The 24,546-nt window shown below is 64.8% G+C and carries 21 protein-coding genes; 15 read left to right on the top strand and 6 right to left on the bottom strand.

Annotated elements, in window-relative coordinates:
• Positions 1 to 92 precede the first annotated feature (92 nt).
• Positions 93 to 1,094: a type I glyceraldehyde-3-phosphate dehydrogenase gene (gene gap / locus ACY8GK_RS11385; protein ID WP_196177309.1), complete on the bottom strand. Its 1,002-nt coding sequence runs from the start codon at positions 1,092 to 1,094 to the stop codon at positions 93 to 95.
• Between the two features lie 264 nt (positions 1,095 to 1,358).
• Here gap and edd point away from each other — a divergent pair, with 264 nt between their 5' ends.
• The 9 genes from edd (at position 1,359) to ACY8GK_RS11340 (ending at position 12,090) form a co-directional block, all read left to right on the top strand.
• Positions 1,359 to 3,185 carry a phosphogluconate dehydratase gene (gene edd, locus ACY8GK_RS11380; protein WP_462403015.1) on the top strand — a complete coding sequence of 609 codons (1,827 nt, stop codon included), beginning with the start codon at positions 1,359 to 1,361 and terminating at the stop codon, positions 3,183 to 3,185.
• On the top strand, positions 3,182 to 4,141 hold the full coding sequence (locus ACY8GK_RS11375) for a glucokinase (protein WP_196177311.1): 960 nt from the start codon (positions 3,182 to 3,184) through the stop codon (positions 4,139 to 4,141). The genes edd and ACY8GK_RS11375 overlap by 4 nt, the downstream gene beginning before the upstream one ends.
• Before the next feature lie 48 nt (positions 4,142 to 4,189).
• Positions 4,190 to 4,912, top strand: coding sequence for a response regulator (locus ACY8GK_RS11370; RefSeq protein WP_196177313.1), 723 nt, complete (start codon positions 4,190 to 4,192; stop codon positions 4,910 to 4,912).
• Positions 4,893 to 6,350 (top strand): ATP-binding protein, encoded by a 1,458-nt coding sequence (locus ACY8GK_RS11365; protein WP_462401305.1) that lies wholly within the window; start codon positions 4,893 to 4,895, stop codon positions 6,348 to 6,350. The genes ACY8GK_RS11370 and ACY8GK_RS11365 overlap by 20 nt, the downstream gene beginning before the upstream one ends.
• 145 nt (positions 6,351 to 6,495) lie before the next feature.
• The gene (locus ACY8GK_RS11360; RefSeq protein WP_462401304.1) at positions 6,496 to 7,758 is read left to right on the top strand and encodes an ABC transporter substrate-binding protein; all 1,263 of its coding nucleotides are present in this window, start codon (positions 6,496 to 6,498) and stop codon (positions 7,756 to 7,758) included.
• A 57-nt stretch (positions 7,759 to 7,815) separates the two neighbouring features.
• The gene (locus ACY8GK_RS11355; protein WP_196177852.1) at positions 7,816 to 8,724 is read left to right on the top strand and encodes a carbohydrate ABC transporter permease; all 909 of its coding nucleotides are present in this window, start codon (positions 7,816 to 7,818) and stop codon (positions 8,722 to 8,724) included.
• On the top strand, positions 8,717 to 9,553 hold the full coding sequence (locus ACY8GK_RS11350) for a carbohydrate ABC transporter permease (RefSeq protein ID WP_196177850.1): 837 nt from the start codon (positions 8,717 to 8,719) through the stop codon (positions 9,551 to 9,553). Before ACY8GK_RS11355 ends, ACY8GK_RS11350 begins: the two co-directional genes overlap by 8 nt.
• A 3-nt stretch (positions 9,554 to 9,556) precedes the next feature.
• Positions 9,557 to 10,711, top strand: a complete 1,155-nt coding sequence (locus ACY8GK_RS11345; RefSeq protein ID WP_462401303.1) for an ABC transporter ATP-binding protein — start codon at positions 9,557 to 9,559, stop codon at positions 10,709 to 10,711.
• Between the two features lie 38 nt (positions 10,712 to 10,749).
• The gene (locus ACY8GK_RS11340) at positions 10,750 to 12,090 is read left to right on the top strand and encodes a carbohydrate porin (RefSeq protein ID WP_196177845.1); all 1,341 of its coding nucleotides are present in this window, start codon (positions 10,750 to 10,752) and stop codon (positions 12,088 to 12,090) included.
• Positions 12,091 to 12,126: 36 nt separating this feature from the next.
• Here the strand turns inward: ACY8GK_RS11340 and hexR are convergent, their stop codons facing one another.
• The gene (gene hexR / locus ACY8GK_RS11335) at positions 12,127 to 12,990 is read right to left on the bottom strand and encodes a DNA-binding transcriptional regulator HexR (RefSeq protein ID WP_196177898.1); all 864 of its coding nucleotides are present in this window, start codon (positions 12,988 to 12,990) and stop codon (positions 12,127 to 12,129) included.
• Positions 12,991 to 13,196: 206 nt separating this feature from the next.
• Here hexR and zwf point away from each other — a divergent pair, with 206 nt between their 5' ends.
• The 3 genes from zwf to ACY8GK_RS11320 are packed head-to-tail and all read left to right on the top strand — an operon-like array spanning position 13,197 to position 16,059.
• Positions 13,197 to 14,666: a glucose-6-phosphate dehydrogenase gene (gene zwf / locus ACY8GK_RS11330; protein WP_196177843.1), complete on the top strand. Its 1,470-nt coding sequence runs from the start codon at positions 13,197 to 13,199 to the stop codon at positions 14,664 to 14,666.
• Complete coding sequence (gene pgl / locus ACY8GK_RS11325; protein ID WP_196177841.1) at positions 14,653 to 15,366, top strand: 6-phosphogluconolactonase; 714 nt, start codon at positions 14,653 to 14,655, stop codon at positions 15,364 to 15,366. The genes zwf and pgl overlap by 14 nt, the downstream gene beginning before the upstream one ends.
• 18 nt (positions 15,367 to 15,384) lie before the next feature.
• Positions 15,385 to 16,059: a bifunctional 4-hydroxy-2-oxoglutarate aldolase/2-dehydro-3-deoxy-phosphogluconate aldolase gene (locus ACY8GK_RS11320; RefSeq protein WP_196177839.1), complete on the top strand. Its 675-nt coding sequence runs from the start codon at positions 15,385 to 15,387 to the stop codon at positions 16,057 to 16,059.
• Positions 16,060 to 16,245: 186 nt separating this feature from the next.
• On the opposite strand, the gene leuA is transcribed toward ACY8GK_RS11320, so the two are convergent.
• The 4 genes from leuA to ACY8GK_RS11300 all read right to left on the bottom strand — a co-directional run bounded on the left by leuA (position 16,246) and on the right by ACY8GK_RS11300 (position 21,423).
• Positions 16,246 to 17,919, bottom strand: coding sequence for a 2-isopropylmalate synthase (gene leuA / locus ACY8GK_RS11315; protein WP_196177837.1), 1,674 nt, complete (start codon positions 17,917 to 17,919; stop codon positions 16,246 to 16,248).
• A gap of 334 nt (positions 17,920 to 18,253) precedes the next feature.
• A complete protein-coding gene (locus ACY8GK_RS11310) occupies positions 18,254 to 19,081 on the bottom strand; it encodes a peptidoglycan DD-metalloendopeptidase family protein (RefSeq protein ID WP_462401302.1) in 828 nt (275 codons plus the stop codon).
• A 2-nt stretch (positions 19,082 to 19,083) separates the two neighbouring features.
• Positions 19,084 to 20,463 (bottom strand): exodeoxyribonuclease VII large subunit, encoded by a 1,380-nt coding sequence (gene xseA, locus ACY8GK_RS11305; RefSeq protein ID WP_462401301.1) that lies wholly within the window; start codon positions 20,461 to 20,463, stop codon positions 19,084 to 19,086.
• A gap of 78 nt (positions 20,464 to 20,541) precedes the next feature.
• Positions 20,542 to 21,423, bottom strand: coding sequence for a LysR family transcriptional regulator (locus ACY8GK_RS11300; protein ID WP_196177896.1), 882 nt, complete (start codon positions 21,421 to 21,423; stop codon positions 20,542 to 20,544).
• Between the two features lie 101 nt (positions 21,424 to 21,524).
• On the opposite strand from ACY8GK_RS11300, the gene ACY8GK_RS11295 reads away from it, so the two are divergent.
• The 3 genes from ACY8GK_RS11295 (at position 21,525) to guaB (ending at position 24,476) form a co-directional block, all read left to right on the top strand.
• The gene (locus tag ACY8GK_RS11295; RefSeq protein WP_196177831.1) at positions 21,525 to 22,280 is read left to right on the top strand and encodes a sulfite exporter TauE/SafE family protein; all 756 of its coding nucleotides are present in this window, start codon (positions 21,525 to 21,527) and stop codon (positions 22,278 to 22,280) included.
• A 50-nt stretch (positions 22,281 to 22,330) separates the two neighbouring features.
• Complete coding sequence (locus ACY8GK_RS11290) at positions 22,331 to 22,879, top strand: sugar ABC transporter ATPase (protein ID WP_196177829.1); 549 nt, start codon at positions 22,331 to 22,333, stop codon at positions 22,877 to 22,879.
• Positions 22,880 to 23,006: 127 nt separating this feature from the next.
• Complete coding sequence (gene guaB / locus ACY8GK_RS11285) at positions 23,007 to 24,476, top strand: IMP dehydrogenase (RefSeq protein WP_462401300.1); 1,470 nt, start codon at positions 23,007 to 23,009, stop codon at positions 24,474 to 24,476.
• Positions 24,477 to 24,546 lie beyond the last annotated feature (70 nt).

Genomic DNA, 24,546 nt, shown 5'->3' with positions numbered 1-24,546 from the left:
CGCGGCTGGTCCGGCGTCCCCGCCAAGGCCGCTGTGCAGCTCAGCCATTACGGATCCCCGACCAATGCCGAAACCGCGTCAACGCATCGCTCTCAACGCGCTCGCCACAGTGCCAGGCAGTTGTCCAGCATGCGATTGGAAAAGCCCCATTCGTTGTCGTACCAGGCCAGGACCTTGAGCATCCGGCCGCTGGCGCGGGTATGGTTGGCGTCGAAGATCGCCGAACGAGGATCGTGGTTGAAGTCCCGCGAGACCAGGGGCAGCGTGTTGTAGCCAAGCACTGGCGAAGCGTCGCTGGCTTGGCGGAATGCTTCGTTCACCTGCTCGACGCTGGCCTGGCGAGCCAGGGTCACGGTCAGGTCCACCAGCGACACGTTGATCACCGGCACTCGTACCGCCATCCCGGTCAACTTGCCGGCCAGTTCCGGCAACACCAGCCCGACCGCCTCGGCCGCGCCGGTCTTGCTGGGAATCATCGACTGGGTGGCCGAGCGCGCCCGGTACGGGTCGCTGTGGCTGACATCGATGAGTACCTGGTCATTGGTGTAGGCATGGATGGTGGTCATCAGGCCCTGCTCGATGCCGAACGTGCGGTGCAGTACCTGGGCGACCGGCGCCAGGCAGTTGGTGGTGCACGAGGCATTGGAGATGACCTGGTGCGAGGCGCGCAGCACGTCGTGGTTGACCCCGTACACCACGGTCGCGTCGGCGCCCTTGGCCGGGGCCGAGACGATCACCTTGGCGGCGCCCGCGGCAAGATGCGCCGCGGCCTTGGCCCGGTCGGTGAAGAACCCCGTGCATTCGAGCACCACGTCGACGCCGGCAGCCCGCCAGGGCAGGTCGGCCGGTTCGCGGATCGCGCTCACCGCGATACGGTCGCCTTGCACGGTCAGGCTGTCGTGGTCGGCCTCGACCTGTGCATCGAATGGCCCATGTACGCTATCGTGCCTGAGCAGGTGCGCATTGATCTGGTTGTCCCCCAGGTCGTTGATGGCGACTACCTGCAGGTCCTGGCGGTAGCCTTGGGTATACAGCGCCCGCAGGACGTTGCGTCCAATGCGGCCGAATCCGTTGATGGCGATGCGAAGCGTCATGTCGATACCTCTGGCGGACTGATGGAAGCTATGGCAACAATTGCAGCTTACTGAAACGATTTTGTTGTTGGAATGACAAGATTATTTGCAGAATCATAGAAAGCAAGCCCAAATTTGGGTTGAATTTTCTTTAAACATACAAAAGTTGCTCGGGCAAGTCTCATTTCATGATGTAGCCGGGACCTTGCGGCACGCGCCGAGGTGCATCCAGTCGACATGAGCACACGCCCAGACAACCCTGACAGCCAGCCTGGAGTCCCGTACATGCATCCGCGCATCCTTGAGGTTACCGAACGGTTGGTCGCCCGCAGCCGTCCCACCCGCGAACGCTACCTGGAGCTGATCCATGGCGCGGCCGCCAGCGGTCCGATGCGTGCCGGCCTGCAGTGCGCCAATTTCGCCCACGGCGTGGCCGCCTGCGGAGTCGAGGACAAGCAGCGGCTGCGCCTGATGGACGCCGCCAACGTCGCCATCATCTCGGCCTACAACGACATGCTGTCGGCGCACCAGCCGTACAAGCACTTTCCCGAGCGGATCAAGCAGGCCCTGCGCGAGGTCGGCTCGGTCGGTCAGTTCGCTGGCGGGGTGCCGGCCATGTGCGACGGCGTGACCCAGGGCGAGCCAGGCATGGAGCTGGCGATCGCCAGCCGCGAGGTGATCGCGATGTCCACCGCCATCGCGTTGTCGCACGACATGTTCGATGCCGCGCTGATGCTCGGCATCTGCGACAAGATCGTTCCGGGCCTGATGATGGGCGCCCTGCGTTTCGGTCACCTGCCGACCGTCTTCGTGCCTGGCGGGCCGATGCCGTCGGGTATCTCCAACAAGGAAAAGGCCGATGTGCGCCAGCGCTATGCCGAGGGCAAGGCCAGCCGCGAGGCGCTGCTGGAGTCGGAGATGAAGTCCTATCACGGCCCGGGCACCTGCACCTTCTACGGTACGGCCAACACCAACCAGCTGGTGATGGAGGTGATGGGCCTGCACTTGCCAGGCGCCTCCTTCGTCAACCCCTACACGCCGTTGCGCGATGCCTTGACCCGCGAGGCGGCCTGCCAGGTCACGCGCCTGACCCAGGCTGGCAGCCAGTACACGCCGCTGGGGCGAATCGTCGATGAAAAGGCCCTGGTCAATGCCGTGGTGGCCCTGCATGCCACGGGCGGTTCGACCAACCACACCCTGCACCTGCCGGCCATCGCCCAGGCGGCGGGTATTCAGCTGACCTGGCAGGACATGGCCGATCTGTCCGACGTGGTACCGACGCTGGCGCACGTCTATCCCAACGGCAAGGCCGACATCAATCACTTCCAGGCCGCCGGCGGCATGGCTTTCCTGATCGGCGAGCTGCTCGATGCCGGACTGCTGCACGAGGACGTCGAGACCGTGGTTGGCCGCGGCCTGCGCCGCTATACCTTGGAACCCTTCCTCGACGACGGCCGGCTGGTCTGGCGCGAGGGGCCGCGACAGAGCCTGGACGAGAGCATCCTGCGCCCGGCGGCACGGCCGTTCTCCAGCGAAGGCGGCTTGCGGGTCATGCAAGGCAACCTGGGGCGAGGCGTGATGAAGGTCTCCGCCGTGGCCCCCGAGCACCAGGTAGTAGAGGCGCCAGCGCTGGTTTTCCACGACCAGCAGTCCCTGGCCGAAGCCTTCAAGGCGGGCAAGCTGGAGCGCGATTTCGTCGCCGTCGTGCGTTTCCAGGGGCCGCGCTGCAACGGCATGCCGGAACTGCACAAGCTGACGCCATTCCTTGGGGTCCTGCAGGATCGTGGCTTCAAGGTGGCGCTGGTGACCGACGGACGCATGTCCGGTGCTTCGGGCAAGGTCCCTGCGGCCATTCATGTCTGCCCCGAAGCGCATGATGGCGGCCTGCTGGCGAAAGTGCGCGATGGTGATAGGGTGCGGGTAGACGGCGTCGAAGGCACGCTGCAGGTGCTGGTGCCAGCCGAGGAATTGGCCGCCCGGGATCTGCCGAGCGCTCCAGTGGGCAGCGACCTGGGCTGCGGGCGCGAGCTCTTCGGCTTCATGCGCGTGGCGTTCAGCTCGGCCGAGCAGGGTGCCAGCGCCTTTACCTCGGCCCTGGAGAGGATCGCATGAGCGCCTTGCTGGTAGGAGACATCGGCGGAACCAACGCGCGTTTCGCGCTCTGGCGAGACCGGCAGTTGCACCACGTGCAGGTCTTCGCGACGGCCGATTACCCGAACGTCGAACTGGCCATCGGCGCCTACCTGGAAAACCAGGGCATTGCCCGGGGAGGGCTGGCGGCGGTCTGCCTGGCCGTCGCCGGGCCGGTCGACGGCAACGAATTCCACTTCACCAACAATCACTGGCGCATCGATCGTCGCGCTTTCTGCCGGACCCTGCAGGTCGAGCGGCTCTTGCTGATCAACGATTTTTCCGCCATGGCGCTGGGGATGACCTGTCTGCAGGAGGGCGAGTACCTCGAGGTCTGTCCGGGGAACGCCGACCTGTCGCGCCCGGCGCTGGTCATCGGGCCGGGTACCGGGCTTGGCGTGGCCGGCCTGTTGCACCTCGATGGCAGGCGCTGGCTGGCCTTGCCGGGCGAGGGCGGGCATGTGGACCTGCCGGTGGGCAATGCGCGAGAGGCGGCGATTCACCAGCAGATCCATGTCCAGCTCGGTCATGTCAGCGCCGAGAACGTGCTCAGCGGCGGTGGCCTGGTGCGCTTGTACCAGGCCATGTGTGCCCTCGATGGCGACGTCCCCAGGCATGCCTCGCCAGCCGCCATCACCGACGCCGCGCTAGGTGGCGAGCCACGGGCGCTGGCAGTGGTCGAGCAGTTCTGCCGCTTCTTCGGCCGGGTGGTGGGCAACAGCGTGCTTACCCTCGGTGCCCGTGGCGGTGTATATATCGTCGGTGGCGTGATCCCGCGCTTCGCCGAGCTGTTCATGCGTAGCGGCTTTGTCGCCAGTCTGTCGGACAAAGGCGTCATGAGTGATTACCTGGCTGGCATTCCGGTGTGGTTGGTGACCGCAGAGTTTTCCGGATTGCTGGGCGCGGGAGTCGCCCTGCAACAGGCGATCGAGCACTGAGTTGGGTCAAGCGGGCAGCAGACCCGCGCATTTCAAGGGATGGAACATTTGAGTACTGCCGGACGATCGATCCTGATGGTCGACGACGATCAGGACATCCGCGAACTTCTGCAGGCCTACCTGAGTCGTGCCGGATTCCAGGTACAGGCGGTGGCCGATGGCCAAGGCTTTCGCCAGGCGCTGGACACCCGCAGTCACGACCTGGTGATCCTCGACGTCATGCTGCCGGATGACGACGGCTTCAACCTGTGTCGCTGGATCCGCCAGCATCCACGCCAGGCTCGGGTGCCGATCATCATGCTGACGGCCAGTTCCGATGAGGTCGATCGGGTGATCGGTCTGGAGCTGGGGGCGGACGATTATCTCGGCAAGCCATTCAGTCCTCGCGAACTGCAGGCGCGCATCAAGGCCCTGCTGCGGCGCGCCACCTTCGGCGAACCGGCCGCCAGCCCGGTGCTGGCCTTTGCCGACTGGCGCCTGGATACGGTCAGCCATCGCCTGTCTCATCGCGATGGCGAGGAAGTCTTCCTGACCGGCGCGGATTTCGCCCTGCTCAGGCTGTTCCTCGAGCATCCCCAGCAGATCCTCGACCGTTATACGATCGGCAACGCCACCCGTGGTCGTGAGCCAATGCCGCTGGATCGGATCGTCGACATGGCGGTCAGCCGCCTGCGCCAAAGGCTGCGTGACACGGATCGGCCGGCACGCCTGATCCGCACCGTGCGAGGCAGCGGCTACCTGCTGGCGGCCGATGTCAGCCCGGTGCGCTGAGCGCCGCTGGCGCCTGCTGCCGCGCTCGCTGCTCGGGCGCATGCTGGCGCTCACGTTGCTGGCGACCGTGCTTGCGCAGGGGCTATCGAGCCTGATCTGGGTGCCGCAACTGCGAGCCAGCCAGTTGCAGGGCCTGCAGGCGACTGCTCGCAGCCTGGCCTATTCGGTGAGCGCCAGCGTCAGCTATTTCCGTTCATTGCCAGTGGCCTACCGTCCCATGGTGCTGGAGCAGTTGCGCAACATGGGGGGCACGCGCTTCTTCGTCTCGCTCAACGCGCAGCCCCTGGGCATGCCGAGCCTGCCGGCCAGCTCGCACAGGCAAATCGTGCTCGATGCGTTCATCGATGTGCTGCATCGACGCCTGGGCGCCGATCTCGAGATCGACGTGGCGTTCGTCAGCCCGAGCGACTTGCGCCTGTTCAACGGCGGCCTGAGGCTCGACGAGCTGCCGCGCTCCTGGGCCCACTACGCCCTGACGCTCGATCCGCTCGATCCGCCGGTACTGGTCACGCAGATCCGTCTGGCCGAAGGCGAATGGCTGTACATCGCCTCGCTGTTGCCCGAGCCCTATACCATGCTGCAAGCGTCTGGCCTGCCACGCCAGCAGCTAGGCTTCATGGCTGTCACCAGTGCCTTGCTACTGCTGTTCATCGGTTTGCTGGTGCGTTGGCAGAGCCGTCCGCTCAAGCGCCTGGCAAGGGCTGCCCGAGAAATGTCGCTGGGCGCCGAGGTGGCCCCGTTGCCTGCGCGGGGCGGCAGCGAAGTGGTCGAGGTGACTCGCGCGTTCAATCACATGCACGAGCGCATCAGCCGCTACCTGACCGAGCGGGGGCAGCTGTTCAGCGCCATTTCCCACGATCTGCGAACCCCGATCACGCGCTTGCGCCTGCGTGTCGAACTGATAGAGGACGAGTCCTTGCAGGCGCGGTTCGGCCGCGACCTCGACGAGTTGGAGCTGCTGGTCAAGGGTGCACTGCAGTGCGTGAAGGACACCGACATCCACGAGAACATCGAGCCGGTGGATCTCGACCAGGTGCTGGAGATACTCGTCGAGCCGTATCTGGGCGATGGACGCATCACGCTCGAAGGGCGGGCCATCGCACCTTATCCGGGCAAGCCGCTGGCCTTGCGGCGCTGCATCGGCAACCTGATCGACAATGCCATCAAGTACGGCGAGCGTGCGCACGTACGAGTGCTCGACAGTGCCAGCGGCTTCGTCCTGCAAGTGGACGACCAGGGGCCGGGTGTACCGGCCAGGCGCATGCAGCACGTGTTCCAGCCACATGTCCGGCTGGCCGGGCGCCAGCAGGGCTATGGCCTGGGCCTGGGCATCGCGCGCAGCATTGCCCATGGCCATGGCGGCGAAGTCAGCCTGCTCAACCTGCCGCGCGGCGGACTGCGGGTCACGCTCAGCCTGCCGCGCGAGCCAGGTGCCTGAACGTGAATGTCACCATCCGGTGACAATTCTCCATCCTTTCGTGACCTGGCGCCCATTGCGCTCTCGGTAGACTGCCAGCAGCTTTTGACCGGCCGCGTCACCCGTACCTGGCTGGATTGGCATAACAACAAGAAAGGGGTTTTCGATGAATACGTTCAGTCGACTCGCCGCGGCCGTGTCTGTCGCCGCCTTCCTGCCGGTTGCCGCCCTGGCGGATGACAAAGGCAGCGTGGAGGTGCTGCATTGGTGGACCTCCGGTGGCGAGGCCGCCGCCTTGAAGACACTCAGGGAGCAGGTCGAGAAGGATGGCTTCACCTGGCGCGACAACGCGGTCGCCGGTGGCGGTGGCGCAGCGGCCATGACCGTGCTCAAGAGCCGCGCGGTAGCTGGCAATCCGCCCGCGGCCGCGCAGATCAAGGGGCCCGATATCCAGGAGTGGGGCGCACTTGGCCTGCTCACCCAGCTGGACGAGGTGGCGGCGGCGAACCACTGGGATACGCTGCTGCCGGCCAAGGTCGCCGAGATCATGAAGTACGACGGGCACTACGTCGCAGTACCGGTGAACATCCACCGGGCCAACTGGCTATGGATCAACCCCGAGGTCTTCGAAAAGGCCGGCGCCAGCATTCCCACTACCCTGGACGAACTGTTCGCCGCCGCCGACAAGCTCAGGGCGGCGGGCTTCCTGCCGCTGGCCCATGGCGGGCAGCCATGGCAGGACAGCACGGTATTCGAAGACGTGGTGCTGAGCGTCATGGGCCCGAAGGGCTATCACCAGGCCTTCGTCGTGCTGGATGAGCAGGCCCTCACTGGCGCCGGCATGGTCGAAGCCTTCAGGACCTTGCAGCGCCTGGGCACCTACATGGATGCCAACCGCGCCGGCCGCGACTGGAACGTCGCGGCCGCCGAGGTCATCAACGGCAAGGCCGGCATGCAGATCATGGGTGACTGGGCCAAGAGCGAATGGACCGCCGCCGGCAAGGTCGCGGGCAAGGACTACCAGTGCGTTCCGTTCCCTGGCACCCAGGGCAGCTTCACTTACAACATCGACTCCCTGGCCATGTTCAGGCTCAAGGCGCCCAAGGACATCGCGGCACAGAACGACCTGGCCAAGGTCGCCCTGGAACCGGCGTTCCAGACGGCCTTCAACCAGGCCAAGGGTTCGCTTCCGGTGCGCCAGGACATGGCCATGGACGCGTTCGATGCCTGCACCCGGAAGTCCGCCGACGATTTTCGTCAGGCCGAGCAGGGTGAAGGCCTGCAGCCAAGCATGGCGCACAACATGGCCTCGTCCCTGGCGGTGCAGGGGGCGATCTTCGATGTGGTCAGCAACTTCCTCAACGACCCGAAGGCCGATCCGGTCAAGGCGGCGCGGCAGCTCGGCGCCGCGGTCAAGGCAGCCCGGTAGGGCGTGCATGCGTCCCAGCCCTTGTCTGCCATTCCTGATCCGCGGAGCACCTTCGACATGACCACCGTCACCGCCCGGCTGCGGGCCTCCCCCCTGGATACGCTACAGCGCTGGCTGCCCAAGCTGGTGCTGGCGCCCAGCATGCTCGTCGTGCTGGTGGCGTTCTATGGCTACATCCTCTGGACGCTCGTGTTGTCCTTCACCCGGTCGAGCTTCATGCCCGACTACCGATGGGCCGGGCTGGACCAGTACCTGAAGTTGCTGGGCAACGACCGCTGGTGGGTGGCGAGCCAGAATCTGCTGCTCTTCGGCGGCCTGTTCATCGGCATCAGCCTGGTCATCGGCGTGTCGCTGGCAGTCTTGCTGGACCAGCGCATTCGCCGTGAAGGCTTCATCCGCACCATCTACCTGTACCCCATGGCCTTGTCGATGATCGTCACCGGCACGGCCTGGAAATGGCTGCTCAATCCGGGGCTGGGCCTGGACAAGCTGCTGCGCGACTGGGGCTGGGAGGGCTTTCGCTTCGACTGGCTGGTCGATCCGCAGCGGGTGGTGTACTGCCTGGTGATCGCCGCCGTCTGGCAGTCGTCCGGATTCGTCATGGCGCTGTTCCTCGCCGGCTTGCGTGGCGTCGATCCGTCGATCATGCGCGCGGCGCAGGTCGATGGCGCCAGCCTGCCACGCATCTATCTGCGGATCATCCTGCCCAGCCTGCGCCCGGTGTTCTTCAGCGCGCTGATGATCCTCGCGCACATCGCCATCAAGAGCTTCGACCTGGTGGCTGCGATGACCGCCGGTGGGCCTGGCTATGCCTCGGACCTTCCGGCCATGTTCATGTACTCGTTCACCTTCAGTCGCGGCCAGATGGGCATGGGGTCGGCCAGCGCCATCCTGATGCTCGGCGCCATCCTGGCGATCCTGGTGCCGTACCTGTATTCCGAATTGCGAGGCAAGCGCCATGACTAGCCGACGCGGATGCTCGCCGGCACGCCTGGCGATCCATGCCACCTTGCTGGCAGCCTGCGCCCTGTACCTCATACCGCTGGTGGTCATGCTGCTGACCAGCTTCAAGTCCGCGCAAGACATCCGCGCCGGCAACCTGCTCAGCTGGCCGGACGTGGTCACCGGCATCGGCTGGCTGAAGGCCTGGGACACGGTGGGCGGACACTTCTGGAACTCGGTGAAGATCACCGTGCCCGCTGTGCTGTTGTCGACGCTCATTGGCGCGCTCAACGGCTATGTCCTGTCGATGTGGCGCTTCAGAGGCTCGCAGCTGTTCTTCGGCCTCTTGCTGCTGGGGTGCTTCCTGCCGTTCCAGAGCGTCCTGCTGCCAGCCTCCTTCACCCTAGGCAAGCTCGGCCTGGCCAGCAGCACCACCGGACTGGTGCTGGTCCATGTGGTCTATGGCCTGGCCTTCACCACGCTGTTCTTCCGCAACTACTTCTGCAGCGTGCCCCATGCCCTGGTGCAGGCGGCCCGACTGGATGGGGCAGGGTTCTTCACCATCTTCGCGCGGATCCTGCTGCCGATGTCGGTGCCGATCATCATGGTCTGCCTGATCTGGCAGTTCACCCAGATCTGGAACGACTTCCTGTTCGGCGTGGTGTTCTCCAGCGGCGATGCCCAGCCGATCACCGTGGCGCTGAACAACCTGGTCAACACCAGCACCGGCGTCAAGCAATACAACGTGGACATGGCAGCGGCACTGATCGCCGGGTTACCGACCCTGCTGGTCTATGTCGTGGCCGGCAAATACTTCGTGCGCGGCCTGACCGCCGGCGCGGTCAAGGGATAACACATGGCACGGCTCGAACTACGCAACGTCAACAAACGCTACGGCAGCGGCCTGCCGGACACGCTCAAAGCCATCGACCTGGCCATCCAGTCCGGCGAGTTCCTGATCCTGGTCGGCCCGTCCGGTTGCGGCAAGTCGACCCTGATGAACTGCATCGCCGGACTGGATGACATCAGTGGCGGCGAAATCCTGGTCGACGGCGCCGACATCAGCGGCATGAGCCCCAAGGATCGCGACATCGCCATGGTCTTCCAGTCCTATGCGCTGTATCCGACCATGAGCGTGCGCGACAACATCGCCTTCGGGCTGAAGATCCGCAAGCTGTCCAAGGCTGCGATCGACCAGGAGGTCCAGCGAGTGGCCCGGCTGCTGCAGATCGAACACCTGCTGGCACGCAAGCCGGGCCAGCTGTCCGGCGGGCAGCAGCAGCGGGTCGCCATGGGGCGGGCACTGGCGCGGCGTCCGAAGATCTACCTGTTCGACGAGCCGTTGTCGAACCTCGACGCCAAGCTGCGCGTGGAGATGCGCACCGAGATCAAGCTGATGCACCAGCGCCTGAAGACCACCACGGTCTACGTCACCCATGACCAGATCGAGGCGATGACCCTCGGGGACAAGGTCGCGGTGATGAAGGACGGGGTCATCCAGCAGTTCGGCACGCCACGGCAGATCTATTCGGATCCGGCCAACCTGTTCGTCGCGAGCTTCATCGGCTCGCCGCCGATGAATTTCATTCCGGTCGAACTGTTGCAACGCGAGGGCTACCTGGTGGCGCTGCTCGACAGCGGGCAGTCGCGCTACGAGCTGCCCCTTGGGTCATGCGCGGGCGCCCTGGCGCGTCGCCAGGTCATCCTTGGCGTGCGGCCGGAGCAAATAGGCACTGGCGCGGAACAGGGCAGCTCGTTGGCGCACATCCGCGCCACGGTCGAGATCACCGAGCCTACCGGGCCGGACCTGCTGGCGTTCGTGACGCTCAACCAGACCAAGGTCTGCTGCCGTCTGGCCCCGGATATCGCCTGTCAGGCCGGGGATGCACTCGATCTGCAGCTCGATCCAGGCAAGGTCCTGTTGTTCGATGCCGACAGCGGCGAGCGCCTGCGGCTGCCAGCCGATCAGCCTGGCAAGCAGGGCGAAACGAGCCGCCAGGCTGAGCGCTGAAATGCCGTGGAGCAAATAACAAGAAGAGGAAAGTAACGATGCACTATTGCAAACGCATGGGGATCCTGGGATGTGCGGGTCTGCTGGCCCTGGCGGCCGGCGGCACGCAGGCGCACGAAGCGTTTTCCGCGCAGTCCAGGTGGATGAGCGGGGACTGGGGAGGGGCACGCACCGAGTTGCTGGACAAGGGCTACGACTTCGGCCTGGACTATGTGGGCGAGGTGGCGAGCAATCTGCGTGGTGGCTACAACCATGACCGCACGGCGCGCTACAGCGACCAGTTCGCCTTGGGCATGCACCTGGACCTGCAGAAGATCCTGGGCTGGCAGGCCGCTGAATTCAAGCTGTCGGTGACCGAGCGCAGCGGACGCAACCTGTCCAATGACCGTATCGCTGATCCGCGGGCAGGGCATCTGAGCTCCGTGCAGGAAGTCTGGGGTCGAGGGCAGACCTGGCGGCTGACGCAGATGTGGTTCAGGCAGCGATACTTCGATGGCGCCCTGGACGTGAAGCTCGGTCGGTTCGGCCCGGGCGAGGAGTTCAATGCTTTCCCCTGCGATTTCCAGAACCTGGCGTTCTGCGGCTCGCAGGTGGGCAACTGGGTCGGTGGCATCTGGTACAACTGGCCGGTCAGTCAGTGGGCGCTGAGGCTCAAGTACGACCTGACCCCGCAACTCTTCGCCCAGGTAGGCGCGTTCGAGCAGAACCCTTCGAACCTCGAGACCGGCAATGGCTTCAAGCTCAGCGGCAGTGGCACCAGGGGTACCATCGTGCCGGTGGAACTGGTCTGGTCGCCCAGGCTTGCCGGCCTGCCGGGCGAGTACCGGTTGGGCTATTACCACAGCAGCGCCTCGGCCGATGACCTGTACCAGGACATCGATGGGCAGCCCCAGGCGTTGACCGGCAAGCCGTTCAAGTCCCGCTCCGGCAAGCATGGCTGGTGGGTCGTCGCGCAGCAGCAGGTCACCGCGCATGCTTCGGACGCCAGCCGCGGCCTGAGCCTGTTCGCCAACTTCACGCGGCACGACAAGACCACCAATGTGGTCGACAGCTATCAGCAGGTCGGCCTGGTATACAAGGGCGCCTTCGATGCCCGACCCAAGGACGCGATCGGGTTTGGCATCGCCCGCATCCATGTCAATGACGACGTACGCAAGCGGGCTGGACTGCTCAATGCGCGCGACGGCCTCGAGGACTACCACGATCCTCGGTTCCGGCCGCTACAGCGCAGCGAGTACAACGCCGAGCTGTACTACGGCTTCCATGTGACCGACTGGCTGACGGTGCGGCCGAACCTGCAATACATCAAGAGTCCAGGCGCTGTCGATGAGGTGGATAACGCACTGGTCGCGGGCCTGAAGGTTTCGTCCTCGTTCTAGCCAGGGCACTACAGAAGGCCTGGACGGCGCGGGCCTTCAGTTCGCATCGTCGTCTTCGACCGGATAGCGGCTGGCATTGAGGCTTTCCTTGATCTTGCGCAGATGCGGCTGGAAGTCCACGCCGCGACGCAAGGTCATGCCGGTGGCCAGCACATCGAGCACGGTGAGCTGGATGATTCGCGAGGTCATTGGCATGTAGATGTCGGTGTCTTCCGGCAGCGGGATGTGCAGGCTCAGGCTGCAGGCCCGGGCCAGGGGCGAGCCGGCGGCGGTCAGGCCGAGCACCGAGGCGCCGTTTTCCCGTGCCAGGCGGGCCACCTCCACCAGTTCGCGGGTGCGGCCGGTATAGGAAATGATCACGAACAGATCGCCGGTATGCGCGACCGAGGCCAGCATGCGCTGCATCAGCACGTCGGCATGGGCCGACACCGCCAGGTTGAAGCGGAAGAACTTGTGCTGGGCATCGAGCGCCACGGGGGCCGAGGCACCGAGGCCGAAAAAGTGGATCTGGCGCGCCTGGATCATCATGTCCACGGCGCGACTGACCTGCTGGGCGTCGAGCTGCTGGCAGGCGCTGTCGAGCGAGGCGATGGCGCTGCCGAAGATCTTGCGGGTGTAGTCGGCCGGATCATCGTCGGCGGCTACCGCACGGCTGACGTAGGCGGCGCCGCTGGCCAGGCTCTGCGCCAGTTGCAGCTTGAGTTCGGGATAGCCGCTGACTCCAAAGGAGCGGCAGAAGCGGTTGACGGTCGGTTCGCTGACCTTTGCCGCCTGCGCCAGGGCTGCGATGCTGAAACGGGTGGCTTGCTGTGGATTGAGCAGGATGACTTCGGCGACCTTGCGTTCTGCCTTGTTCAGCTCGTCGAGACGTCCCTGGATCTGTTCCAGGAGATTTCGCACGCGGTCCATGGTGTTTCCTTGGGTCGATGGACGGCCGGCTCGTGAAGCGGCCGGCTATTTGCACGGTCTATCGTACTTGCAGGCATCGCTGGCGCACCACTCGTATGTAAGGCGTACAGGTTCATGTTGTAGTTTTACTACATTATTCTTGAAAAGCCCGGTCTTAACCGGTATTCCTAGGTAAAAATCATGAAAGAACCCACATCATGGCTGCGATCAGTGTAGAACCTTGCACCTTTGCCCTCTTCGGTGCCCTGGGTGACCTGGCCTTGCGCAAGCTGTTCCCGGCACTTTACCAGCTCGATCGGGCCGACCTGCTGCACGCCGACACCCGCCTGATCGCCCTGGCGCGCGAATCCGGCACGGCGGCTGAGCACCTGGCCAGCATCGAAGCCCATCTGCGCCGCCAGGTACCACCCGGCGATCTCGACGCGCCTGCGCTGCAGCGCTTCATCGCGCGTCTGGATTACCTGCACCTGGACTTCACGGAGCCTGATGGCTACCAGGCGCTGGCCGCGCAAGTGGCCGATGGGCCGCCGCTGATCGCCTATTTCGCCACGGCCGCGGCCGTCTATGGCGTCATCTGCCAGCACCTGGAGGATGTCGGGCTGGCCCGCGGCTGTCGGGTAGTGCTGGAGAAACCCATCGGTCACGACCTGGAGTCCTCGCGGCGGGTCAACGATGCCGTGGCTCGTTATTTTCCCGAGGACCGGGTCTATCGCATCGACCACTACCTCGGCAAGGAAACCGTGCAGAACCTCATTGCCTTGCGTTTCGCCAACAGCCTGTTCGAGACGCAGTGGAACCAGAACTTCATTTCCCACGTGGAAATCACCGTGGCCGAGAAGGTTGGCATCGAGGGACGCTGGGGCTACTTCGACAAGGCTGGCCAACTGCGCGACATGGTGCAAAATCATCTGTTGCAACTGCTTTGCCTGATTGCCATGGATCCGCCTGGCGACCTTTCGGCCGACAGCATCCGTGACGAGAAGGTCAAGGTGCTCAAGGCACTGGCGCCGATCACTGGCGAGAACCTCGGCGCCCGGGTGGTTCGCGGGCAGTACATCGCCGGCCACCAGGATGGGCGGCCGGTACCCGGTTATCTGGGTGAGGAGAATGCCAACAGCCAGAGCGACACGGAAACCTTCGTCGCCCTGCGCGCCGATATCCGCAACTGGCGCTGGGCTGGCGTACCTTTCTACCTGCGTACCGGCAAGCGGATGCCACACAAGCTGTCGCAGATCGTCATTCACTTCAAGGAGCCGCCACACTATATCTTCGCGCCGGAGCAGCGCATGCAGATCGGCAACAAGCTGATCATCCGCCTGCAACCGGACGAAGGCATCTCCTTGCGGGTGATGACCAAGGAGCAAGGGCTGGACAAGGGCATGCACTTGCGCAGTGGTCCGCTGCAACTGAATTTTTCCGATGCCTGGCGCAGTGCACGGATTCCGGATGCCTACGAGCGCCTGCTGCTGGAAGTGATGCGCGGCAACCAGAACCTGTTCGTGCGCAAGGATGAAATCGAGCATGCCTGGAAATGGTGCGATCAGCTGATCGCCGGCTGGAAGCAGGCCGGTGATGCCCCCAGGCCATATGCGGCAGGCTCATGGGGGCCGATGAGCTCGATCGCCTTGATCACACGTGACGGGAGGTCGTGGTATGGCGATATCTGAACTGCAATTGCCGGACGCCGTGCAGGGGTACGAGCTGGATGATGCCGAGGCGCTCGCGGCGACCTTGGCCAACGATGTGGCCGGGCACCTGCGCCAGGCCATCGAGCAGGCTGGGCGAGCTAGCCTGGTGCTGTCCGGAGGGCGCAGCCCGGTGCCGTTCCTCGAGCGCCTGGGGCAGGCATCGCTGGACTGGTCGAAGGTGGTGGTCAGCCTCGCCGACGAGCGCTGGGTACCGGTCGAGCATGCCGACAGCAACGCCGGACTGTTGCGCCGTCATCTGTTCCAGGGTGAGGCGGCCAAGGCCCGATTCATTGGCTTGTACCGGCCGGCCGCGAGCCTGGAGCAGGCGGCCGACGCGGCCGACGAAGCCTTGGCCGAGCTACCGCCGATCGATGTATTGATCCTCGGCATGGGCGACGATGGTCACACCGCGTCTCTGTTTCCGGCCAGCCCGAACCTGCGCGCTGGCCTGCAGCGAACCGGTGACCGGCGTTGTCTGCCGATGATCGCGCCGAGCGTGCCGCACCAGCGCTTGAGCATGACCTTCGCGCTGCTGGCCAGTGCCCGGTTCATTGCGCTGTCCGTGCAAGGTCGCGGCAAACTCGCTACCCTGCGTGCCGCGCTGGCAGGCGATGACCCGGCACAGATGCCGATCCGCGCGTTTCTCCATGCCCCTCTGCACATCTACTGGTGCCCATGAGCCAAAGGATTTTCCGTCATGCCCACGCTTGAACGCCCTCAGCCGCTGCTCACCATGGCCGAGAAAACCGCAAGGATCGACGGCATTTGCGCTCGGGCGCGTATTTTGCCGGTCATCACCATCGCTCGCGAACAGGACATTCTGCCGCTGGCCGATGCCTTGGCTGCCGGTGGTATTCGTACGCTGGAAGTGACCCTGCGTTCGGAGCATGGGCTCAAGGCCATCGAAGTCCTGCGCGAGCAGCGTCCCGAACTTTGCATCGGCGCCGGCACGGTGCTCGATTGTCGGATGTTCGCCGCGGTGCAAGCGGCTGGCGCGCAGTTCGTCGTTACGCCCGGGATCACTGCGGAGATCCTCCGGGCGGGAGTCGAGGGCGACGTGCCGCTATTGCCTGGTGTCAGCACGCCTTCGGAAATCATGATGGGGTATGCGCTGGGATATCGACGTTTCAAGCTGTTCCCGGCGGAGATTTCGGGTGGCGTGGCCGCAATCAAGGCGTTTGCCGGGCCATTTGGCGACATCCGTTTCTGCCCCACAGGTGGCGTCAATGCGAGCAACGTGCGCAACTACATGGCCTTGCCGAACGTGATGTGCGTAGGCGGGACCTGGATGCTCGACAGCAGCTGGATCAGGAACGGGGATTGGGCACGGATCGAGGCTTGCAGCGCGGAGGCACTGGCGTTGTTCGATTGAGGTGATCAAGGAGGTCCCGCAGGTGTAGGAGCGCCCCGGCGGCGGCCGCTCCTGTGCGGGTCGTGCCAGCGAGGTGAGAGCGATGATCGTCTGGCGAATCCTGGGCCCGCAAAGCAGGCCCAATCCCGGAGCCTGCCCGCCACGCGCCAGTTCGATCGGTTTTGGCGCTGCTGCTGCGCGGCTTGCTTAGGCCGCCTTCGCCGCCTGCTGGCTCAGCGAACGGTTCAGTGCACTGAACAGGGCCTTGAAGCTCGCGGTGGTGAAGTTCTCGTCGATGCCCACGCCGTGTACCGGGCGCTCGCCGGCCACGCGCAGCTCGATGTAAGCAGCAGCCTTGGCATTGGTGCCGGCACCGATGGCGTGCTCGTTGTAGTCCATGATTTCCACCGCGACCGGCAGACCGGCGACCAGTGCTTCGAGCGCGCCGTTGCCCTTGCCGCGCCAGTGCAGCGTGGTCTCGCCCTCACCGGCGACTTCCACCTCGACGGCGCTGTGGCCGTTCTCTTCGCGCAGGCGATGGCTGACCAGCGCATAGGGCGAGTTGGCCTGCAGGTATTCCTTGTGCAACAGGGCATGGATCTGCTGGGCGGTCATCTCCAGGCCGAGGCGATCGGTTTCGCCCTGGACTACCTGGCTGAACTCGATCTGCATGCGACGTGGCAGGCTGATGCCGTACTCCTGCTCGAGCAGGTAGGTGATGCCACCCTTGCCGGACTGGCTGTTCACGCGAATGACCGCTTCGTAGCTGCGCCCGATGTCGGCAGGGTCGATCGGCAGGTAGGGCACTTCCCACAGCTCGCCTTCCTGCTGCTTGGTGAAGCCCTTGCGGATGGCATCCTGGTGGGAGCCGGAGAACGCCGTGTGGACCAGGTCGCCGACATACGGATGGCGCGGATGGACCGGTAACTGGTTGCACTCCTCGACGACCTTGCGCACGCCGTCGATGTCGGAGAAGTCCAGCTTCGGGTCGATCCCCTGGGTATAGAGGTTCAAGGCCAGGGTCACCAGGTCGACATTGCCGGTGCGCTCGCCGTTGCCGAACAGGCAGCCCTCGGCACGATCGGCGCCGGCCATCAGGCCCAGCTCGGTGGCCGCGATGCCAGTGCCACGGTCGTTGTGGGTATGCAGGCTGATGATCACGCTGTCGCGACGGTTGACGTTGCGGCAGAACCATTCGATCTGGTCGGCGTAGACGTTCGGGGTCGCCACTTCGACGGTAGCCGGCAGGTTGAGGATGATCTTGTGCTCGGGGGTCGGGTTCCACACCTCGATCACCGCATCGCAAACTTCCTTGGCGAACTCCAGCTCGGTGGCGCTGAAGGTTTCCGGGGAATACTGGAACGTCCAGCGGGTTTCCGGCTGCTGCGCGGCATACTTGACGAACAGCTTGGCGGCGTTGACTGCAATCTCCTTGACCCCTTCCTTGTCCTGGTTGAAGACGATGCGCCGGAAGGACGGGCAGGTAGCGTTGTACAGGTGGACGATCGCCTGCTTGGCCCCGCGCAGCGACTCGAAGGTACGCGCGATCAGGTCTTCGCGGGCCTGGGTCAGTACCTGAATGGTGGTGTCATCCGGGATGTGGCCATCCTCGATCAGGGTACGCACGAAATCGAAGTCGGTCTGCGAGGCCGAGGGGAAGGCGGCCTCGATCTCCTTCACGCCCACTTGCACCAAGGTCTTCCAGAAGCGCAGCTTCTTTGCTGAGTCCATCGGCTCGATCAGCGACTGGTTACCGTCACGCAGGTCCGAACTGCACCAGATCGGTGCCTGGGTGATGGCCCTGGAAGGCCAGGTGCGATCGGGCAGGTCGATGGTCGGGAAGGCGCGGTACTTCTTCGAAGGGTCTTTGAGCATGGTCATGGAGGCAATCCTTGTATGTGCGGCCCTGGTCGGGCCTGCCAACGATAACGAGATGAAAAGGCGAGGCGACGCGATTCACCCTGGTAGTCGTGCACTGACCAGGCAGAGGCTGCGATGTTGGCGAAGCAAAATGAGGGTCGTGGAGGTTTTCATGCGCTCAACCCTACCCAGTCAGACTGGGGTAAGGCAAGCGCTTGGAAAACTTTGAGAGAAGTGCTCAAAAAAAGCGCTTTTACGCGATTTCCTAGCGCTTTGATTGGGCGGATTTATATTTGCTTGCGCATTGAATTCTTCCTGCGCAACTTGCAGGTCGATGGCGCGAGCCGTCGAGCCCTCAGGGTTGGAATGCGCCGATGAAGATCGCCGGGTCGACCCGCGCATCGTTCAGGCTGACATTCCAATGCATGTGTGGGCCGGTCGCCCGCCCGGTCGAGCCGACCCGCCCGACCACTTCGCCACGACGCAAGACCTGGCCTGGCTGCACGTCGATCCTCGACATGTGGCAGAACATGCTGATGAAACCCTGCCCATGGTCGACGAACACGGTTTTGCCATTGAAGAAGTAGTCGCCGACCAGGATCACATGGCCGTTGGCCGGCGTCTTGATCGGTGTGCCGGCTGGCACCGCGAAGTCCAGGCCGGCATGTGGATTGCGCTCCTCGCCGTTGAAGAAACGGCGCACGCCGAACCTGCTCGACAATCGCCCATCGACCGGCTTGTCGAGGATCAGGTTGCTCGGCAGCGCAGGGCTGAAGCTGCGGTAGGCCCTGGTCTGCTCGGCCAGCTCCCGTTCGATGCGCCTGAGATCGTCAGGGTTGGGATTGACCTGCCGCTTGTTCTTCAGGGTGATGCGCTGCTCGGGGTACTGCTTGCTACCGACCGTGAAGGGCAAGCTGCGGCTGCCCTGCGTCACTACCGCGGTGCCAGGCTTCTGGGTCAGCGCAAGGCCGACGATGGCCAGCCAGTGGTCCTGTTCCCTGACCACCAGCACCGGCTTGCCGTCGAAGCGCGCGCGAGGTGCGCTGTTGGCGGGACCGAGGTCGACCACCGCGACGCCGCCGGGCACCGGCTTGTTCAGCATGCGAGTGATGTAGCTGGCCTGGGCAACGCTGGCCAGCAGCGACAGGGACAGCGCGAGCAGCAGGGTGGGAAGGCGAGGCATATTCAATCCAGTAGCGAGAGGGTGACCGGCGTCAGGTGGTTGTCCTCGACCCGTACCTGGAGCTCGCCTTCATCCAGGCGGGCAGTCAGGCGCTGGCCAGTGTGCGTTTGCGCAGCACTGCGCACGGCATGGCCATGCTGGTCGAGCAGAATGCTGTAGCCACGTGCCAGGGTCGCCAGCGGGCTGACGACCTGCAAGGTCTGCAGCTGCGCCTGGAAGCGCTGGCGCCGTTCCTTGAGCATATCGCGCATGGCGCGCGGCAGGCGCTCGGCCAGGCTGTCCAGGCGCTGGCCGAGCAATGTGAGCGTGCGCCCCGGGTGCTGCGCCGCCAGGCGCATGTCCAGGCGCCCCAGTTGTTCATGACGCTGGTTCAGGCGCAGCGTGAATGCCCGGCGCAGGCGCATGTCCAGGTCATCCAGGCGCTGAGCCTGCTGGCGCAGTCGCTCGCCGGGATGGCGCAGGCGCCGGGCCAGGCCATCCAGGCGCAGGCGATCATGCACCAGGCGGTTGCGCATGCGTAGCAGCAGGCGGCGCTGCAGGCTGTCCAGGCTCTGGCGCAGGCCACTGCTGTCCGGTGCCAGCAGTTCGGCGGCGGCCGATGGGGTAGGGGCGCGGACATCGGCGACGAAGTCGCTGATCGAGACATCGGTCTCATGCCCGACGGCGCTGATGATCGGCGTTTTGCAGGCCGCCACCGCGCGGGCTACGGCTTCCTCGTTGAAGCACCAGAGGTCTTCCAGCGAGCCGCCCCCTCGGGCCAGGATCAGCGCGTCGAAGCCCAGGCCGTCGGCCGTTTGCAGTGCGCGCACGATCTGCCCGATGGCCTCGCGGCCTTGCACGGCGGTCGGGATCAGGGTCAGCTCGACCTGCGGCGCGCGCCGCCGGAACACGCTGATGATGTCGCGGATCACCGCTCCGGTGGGCGAACTGACGATGCCGATGCGCCGTGGATGGGCGGGCAGGGATTGCTTGCGCTCGGCACTGAACAGGCCTTCGGCGCCAAGCTTTTCCTTCAGCGCCTCGAAAGCCAGGCGCAAGGCACCATCGCCAGCCGGCTCGAGCGTATCGAGGATCAGCTGGTAGTCGCCGCGCCCCTCGAATAGCGAAACCTTGCCGCGAGCCCGCACCGCCAGGCCGTCACGCAGCGCCTGGCGGACCCGCGTGGCGTTCTGCCTGAATAGCGCGCAGCGCACCTGGGCGCCGCTGTCCTTGAGGGTGAAATAGATGTGGCCGGAGGCAGGCCGGGCAAGGTTGGAGATCTCGCCCTCCACCCAGACGCTGCGGAACACGTCCTCGAGCAGCACGCGCGCGCGGCCGTTGAGCTGGCTGACGGTGAGGACCTCGCGGTCCAGGCCGAGTCGTTCGAAAGGGTCTCTGATCATGCCGGGCATCATAGCGCCTCGGACGATGGGCCGGAACAGGCAAGACTCAAGCAGGTGCGCCGAGGGGCAAGCTATCGGTCAGCCCCTCATGGCCTCGACGAACTGCCGCAGCAGTGGTCCGGGATCGCTTGCGCAGGCCAGCGCCACGGTACTGCTGCAGCCGGCGTCCGCCAGCGTCACGAAGCGTACCGACTCCGGGGCTATCGCGCGCATGCAGGTCGGCAGCAGGCCAATGCCGAAGCCGGCCTGAATGAGCTGCAGTTGCGTGGTCTTGCGCGATATTGCCTGGGCGGCACGTGGAAAGAAGCCGGCCTTCATGCACAGCGAAGCCGCCAGGTAGCTCAATCCGCCGCGCTGGGGATGGGGCACGGAAACGAAGCGCTCGTCGCGCAGCTGCGCCAACGGCACCAGGCTCGCGTCGGCCAGCGGGTGAGATGCTGCGACAGCCAGCGCCAGGGGTTCGTCGAACAGTGGATGAATCTCGATGCCTGGGTGCTGGCGCAGGATGGGCAGACGCAACAGGCCAACCTCCAGGCGACCGCCGGCAATATCCTGCAGCTGCGCTTCCGAGGATTGCTGGGCGATTTCCAGGGACACTCCAGGGTTGGCCTGCAGATAACGGCCCAGCCGTTGCATCAGCACTCCTTGCAGCGGCACCGTGCTCGAGTGATTCAGGCGCAGGCTGCCACGCAGCCCTTGACCGATCTCGCGAGTCAGGCGCTCGGTCTTTTCCAGGTCGACCAGCAGCTGCCGGGCCCGCACCAGCAATGCCTGCCCGGCGGCGGTCAGTCGCGGCTGCCGGGCGGTGCGCTCGAACAAGCGTGTGTCCAGGTGCTGCTCGAGCTCCTTGACCTGGCGGCTGAGCGCCGACTGGGCGATGAACAGTCGCTCGGCGGCGGCACTGAAGCTGCCGGTCTCGGCGATTTCCACGAAATAGCGCAACTGGCGAATCGACGTCATGTCTGCCATGCCTTTTCCAGATGAGTGACAGCGAAAACGGATATTAGTCGGCAGGGGCTGGTGCTGGCTAACCTGAAGCGAACCCTCCAGGAAGCCTGCATATGCTCGATCTGTTGAACTTGGCCGGTGCGCACTGGCTGCCCATGCTGCTTGGCATTGGCGCGGCCTATGTGGTTTTCGGTCTCGCCGGGTTCGGTACCGCGCTGGTCGCCGGGCCGGTGCTGATCCATTTCATGCCGCTGTCGCGGGTCATCCCGCTGCTGGTGCTGCTGGACTTCGTCGCCGCCTTCGGCAACTGGCTGCCTGCGCGCACGGCCGTGGTGCGCGGCGAGCTGCTGCGGTTGCTGCCCTGCATGGCCGTGGGCTGTACGCTGGGGGTGCTGTTTCTGTTGCAGCTCAAGTCCGACCTGCTGTTGTTGCTGATGGGGCTGTTCGTCACCGGCTACGCCCTGTACAGCCTGCTGGTAAAAGTCCGGCCGGCGCGCCTGTCCGCTGCCTGGGCACTGCCAATGGGCACCATTGGCGGCCTGTTCGGCGCGCTGTTCGGCAGTGGTGGCTTTCTCTATGCGCTCTATCTCAACGCCCGGCTCGATGGCAAGGAGCAGGCGCGCGCGACCCAGGGCGTGCTGATCAGTTGCAGCACGCTGGTGCGCCTGGGGCTTTTTTTGCTGGCCGGTGTCTATGGCGATGCCGATCTGCTGCTTCTGGCCGTATGCCTGTCGCCGGTGATGCTGGCCGGACTCTGGCTCGGTCGCCGGCTGGCGACGCGGCTGTCCCGCGAAGCCTTCGTGCGCCTGGTCACCTGGCTGGTGCTCGCCAGTGGCCTGGCCCTCATCGGCCGCTACCTCGCCGGCTGAGCAGGCGGTAGAATCCCTCGAACATCGCAGCTCGCAGGCATTCCAGGCCCATGAATCAGCAACGCATCATCGTTCCCAGACAATCGACCATCGTCGCGCACGAGGCCCGAGCCCGTGCGATCCTGCGCTGGCTGGTACGCGAGCAGATCGTCGAGCAGGCATTGAGTACCTGCGCCAGCACCGGCAGTCGCATGGGGCATGCGCTGGCCGAAGGCGCCAGGAAGATCGCCCTGCATCCGCACAAGTTGCCCTTCGACCAGCAGACCAACGGCCTGGAAGTGGTGCTCAAGCGCTGCATCTATACACCGACCGAGGATTTTCTCGAGCAAGCCGGTTGCCCGCAATGCCGCCGCGAGGTTGGCGAGCCGCTGTTCGAAAGCCTCGAAGAGTGGATGCCCGGCATCACCGACAACTTCACCTGCCCGCTATGCGGCTTCGAGGACGACATCAACGGCTTCCTGTTCCTGCAGCCCTGCGCCTTCTCCAACCTGGGCTTCATCTTCAACAACTGGGGCGACGCGGGTTTCACCCCGGCCTTCCTCGACAGCTTCGCCGACTGGCTCGACCAGCCGGTGGCCGTGGTCGGAGTCGAGGGGTAGCGGCAAGCAAAAGTCGATCGCGGCGCCGGTACGCTCTTGCCCTTGCTTGCAGCTTTTTGCATTGAGCGAGACGGGCTGCATGAGTATAATGGCGCGCTTCCATTTTTCCCGCCCGGGAGCATCCGCGATGCTGCGTATCAGCCAAGAAGCCCTGACCTTCGACGACATCCTCCTTGTACCTGGCTATTCCGAGGTACTGCCCAATGAAGTCAGTCTCAAGACCCGTTTGACCCGCGGCATCGAGCTGAACATCCCGCTGGTTTCCGCCGCCATGGATACCGTGACCGAAGCCCGCCTGGCCATCGCCATGGCCCAGGAAGGCGGCATCGGCATCATCCACAAGAACATGACCATCGACCAGCAGGCCGGTGAAGTGCGCAAGGTCAAGAAGTTCGAAGCCGGCGTGGTCAAGGATCCGATCACCATCGAGGCCGATGCCACCGTGCGCGACCTGTTCGAGCTGACCCGGCTGAACAACATCTCCGGTGTTCCGGTGCTGGAGAACGGCGACCTGGTCGGTATCGTCACCTCCCGCGACGTGCGTTTCGAAAGCCGCCTGGAAGCTACCGTGCGTGAAGTCATGACGCCCAGGGAGCGCCTGGTCACCGTGCGCGAGGGCGCCGACAAGAACGAAGTCCGCGACTTGCTGCACAAGCACCGTCTGGAAAAGGTGCTGATCGTCGACGACAACTTCAACCTCAAGGGCATGATGACCGTCAAGGACATCGAGAAGGCCAAGGCCTACCCGCTGGCCAGCAAGGATGACCAGGGTCGCCTGCGCGTCGGCGCGGCGGTCGGCACCGGCAAGGATACCGGCGAGCGCGTCGCCGCCCTGGTTGCCGCTGGCGTCGACGTGGTGGTGGTCGATACCGCTCACGGCCATTCCAAGGGTGTGATCGATCGCGTTCGCTGGGTCAAGGAAAACTACCCGCACGTCCAGGTGATCGGCGGCAACATCGCCACCGGCGCCGCCGCCAAGGCCCTGGCCGAGGCCGGTGCCGACGCGGTCAAGGTCGGTATCGGCCCGGGCTCGATCTGCACCACCCGTATCGTCGCGGGTGTCGGGGTGCCGCAGATCAGCGCCATCGCCAGCGTCGCCGAGGCGCTCGAAGGCACTGGCGTGCCGCTGATCGCCGATGGCGGCATTCGTTTCTCGGGTGACCTGTCCAAGGCCATCGTCGCGGGTGCATCCTGCGTGATGATGGGCTCGATGTTCGCCGGTACCGAAGAAGCTCCGGGCGAGGTCGAGCTGTTCCAGGGTCGCTCCTACAAGGCTTATCGCGGCATGGGTTCGCTGGGCGCCATGGCGCAGGCCCAGGGGTCTTCCGACCGCTACTTCCAGGATTCCTCGGCCGGTGCCGAGAAGCTGGTTCCGGAAGGCATCGAAGGCCGCGTACCGTACAAGGGCGCCCTGGCGGCGATCATCCACCAGCTGATGGGTGGCCTGCGTTCTTCCATGGGCTATACCGGCAGCGCGACCATCGAAGAGATGCGCACCCGTCCGGAGTTCGTGCGCATCACCGGCGCCGGCATGGCCGAGTCGCACGTGCATGACGTACAGATTACCAAGGAAGCGCCTAACTACCGCGTAGGTTGAGGTATCGAGCCCCGAGCCTCAGGTTGCAAGCCCCAGGCCGACCCGTGAACAGGGTCGATGCCGCCATTGC

It is taken from the genome of Pseudomonas sp. Marseille-QA0332 (assembly GCF_054950175.1).
Note: the sequence above shows the minus strand (reverse complement) of the source record. Positions and strands in the feature narration are given on the sequence as shown.

Bases quoted from the DNA above. Each gene is read 5' to 3' on its own strand.
- gap (WP_196177309.1), bottom strand. From the start codon at position 1,094: ATGACGCTTCGCATCGCCATCAACGGATTCGGCCGCATTGGACGCAAC.
- edd (WP_462403015.1), top strand. From the start codon at position 1,359: ATGCATCCGCGCATCCTTGAGGTTACCGAACGGTTGGTCGCCCGCAGC.
- ACY8GK_RS11375 (WP_196177311.1), top strand. From the start codon at position 3,182: ATGAGCGCCTTGCTGGTAGGAGACATCGGCGGAACCAACGCGCGTTTC.
- ACY8GK_RS11365 (WP_462401305.1), top strand. From the start codon at position 4,893: ATGTCAGCCCGGTGCGCTGAGCGCCGCTGGCGCCTGCTGCCGCGCTCG.
- ACY8GK_RS11360 (WP_462401304.1), top strand. From the start codon at position 6,496: ATGAATACGTTCAGTCGACTCGCCGCGGCCGTGTCTGTCGCCGCCTTC.
- ACY8GK_RS11355 (WP_196177852.1), top strand. From the start codon at position 7,816: ATGACCACCGTCACCGCCCGGCTGCGGGCCTCCCCCCTGGATACGCTA.
- ACY8GK_RS11350 (WP_196177850.1), top strand. From the start codon at position 8,717: ATGACTAGCCGACGCGGATGCTCGCCGGCACGCCTGGCGATCCATGCC.
- ACY8GK_RS11345 (WP_462401303.1), top strand. From the start codon at position 9,557: ATGGCACGGCTCGAACTACGCAACGTCAACAAACGCTACGGCAGCGGC.
- ACY8GK_RS11340 (WP_196177845.1), top strand. From the start codon at position 10,750: ATGCACTATTGCAAACGCATGGGGATCCTGGGATGTGCGGGTCTGCTG.
- zwf (WP_196177843.1), top strand. From the start codon at position 13,197: ATGGCTGCGATCAGTGTAGAACCTTGCACCTTTGCCCTCTTCGGTGCC.
- pgl (WP_196177841.1), top strand. From the start codon at position 14,653: ATGGCGATATCTGAACTGCAATTGCCGGACGCCGTGCAGGGGTACGAG.
- ACY8GK_RS11320 (WP_196177839.1), top strand. From the start codon at position 15,385: ATGCCCACGCTTGAACGCCCTCAGCCGCTGCTCACCATGGCCGAGAAA.
- leuA (WP_196177837.1), bottom strand. From the start codon at position 17,919: ATGACCATGCTCAAAGACCCTTCGAAGAAGTACCGCGCCTTCCCGACC.
- ACY8GK_RS11310 (WP_462401302.1), bottom strand. From the start codon at position 19,081: ATGCCTCGCCTTCCCACCCTGCTGCTCGCGCTGTCCCTGTCGCTGCTG.
- xseA (WP_462401301.1), bottom strand. From the start codon at position 20,463: ATGATCAGAGACCCTTTCGAACGACTCGGCCTGGACCGCGAGGTCCTC.
- ACY8GK_RS11300 (WP_196177896.1), bottom strand. From the start codon at position 21,423: ATGACGTCGATTCGCCAGTTGCGCTATTTCGTGGAAATCGCCGAGACC.
- ACY8GK_RS11295 (WP_196177831.1), top strand. From the start codon at position 21,525: ATGCTCGATCTGTTGAACTTGGCCGGTGCGCACTGGCTGCCCATGCTG.
- ACY8GK_RS11290 (WP_196177829.1), top strand. From the start codon at position 22,331: ATGAATCAGCAACGCATCATCGTTCCCAGACAATCGACCATCGTCGCG.
- guaB (WP_462401300.1), top strand. From the start codon at position 23,007: ATGCTGCGTATCAGCCAAGAAGCCCTGACCTTCGACGACATCCTCCTT.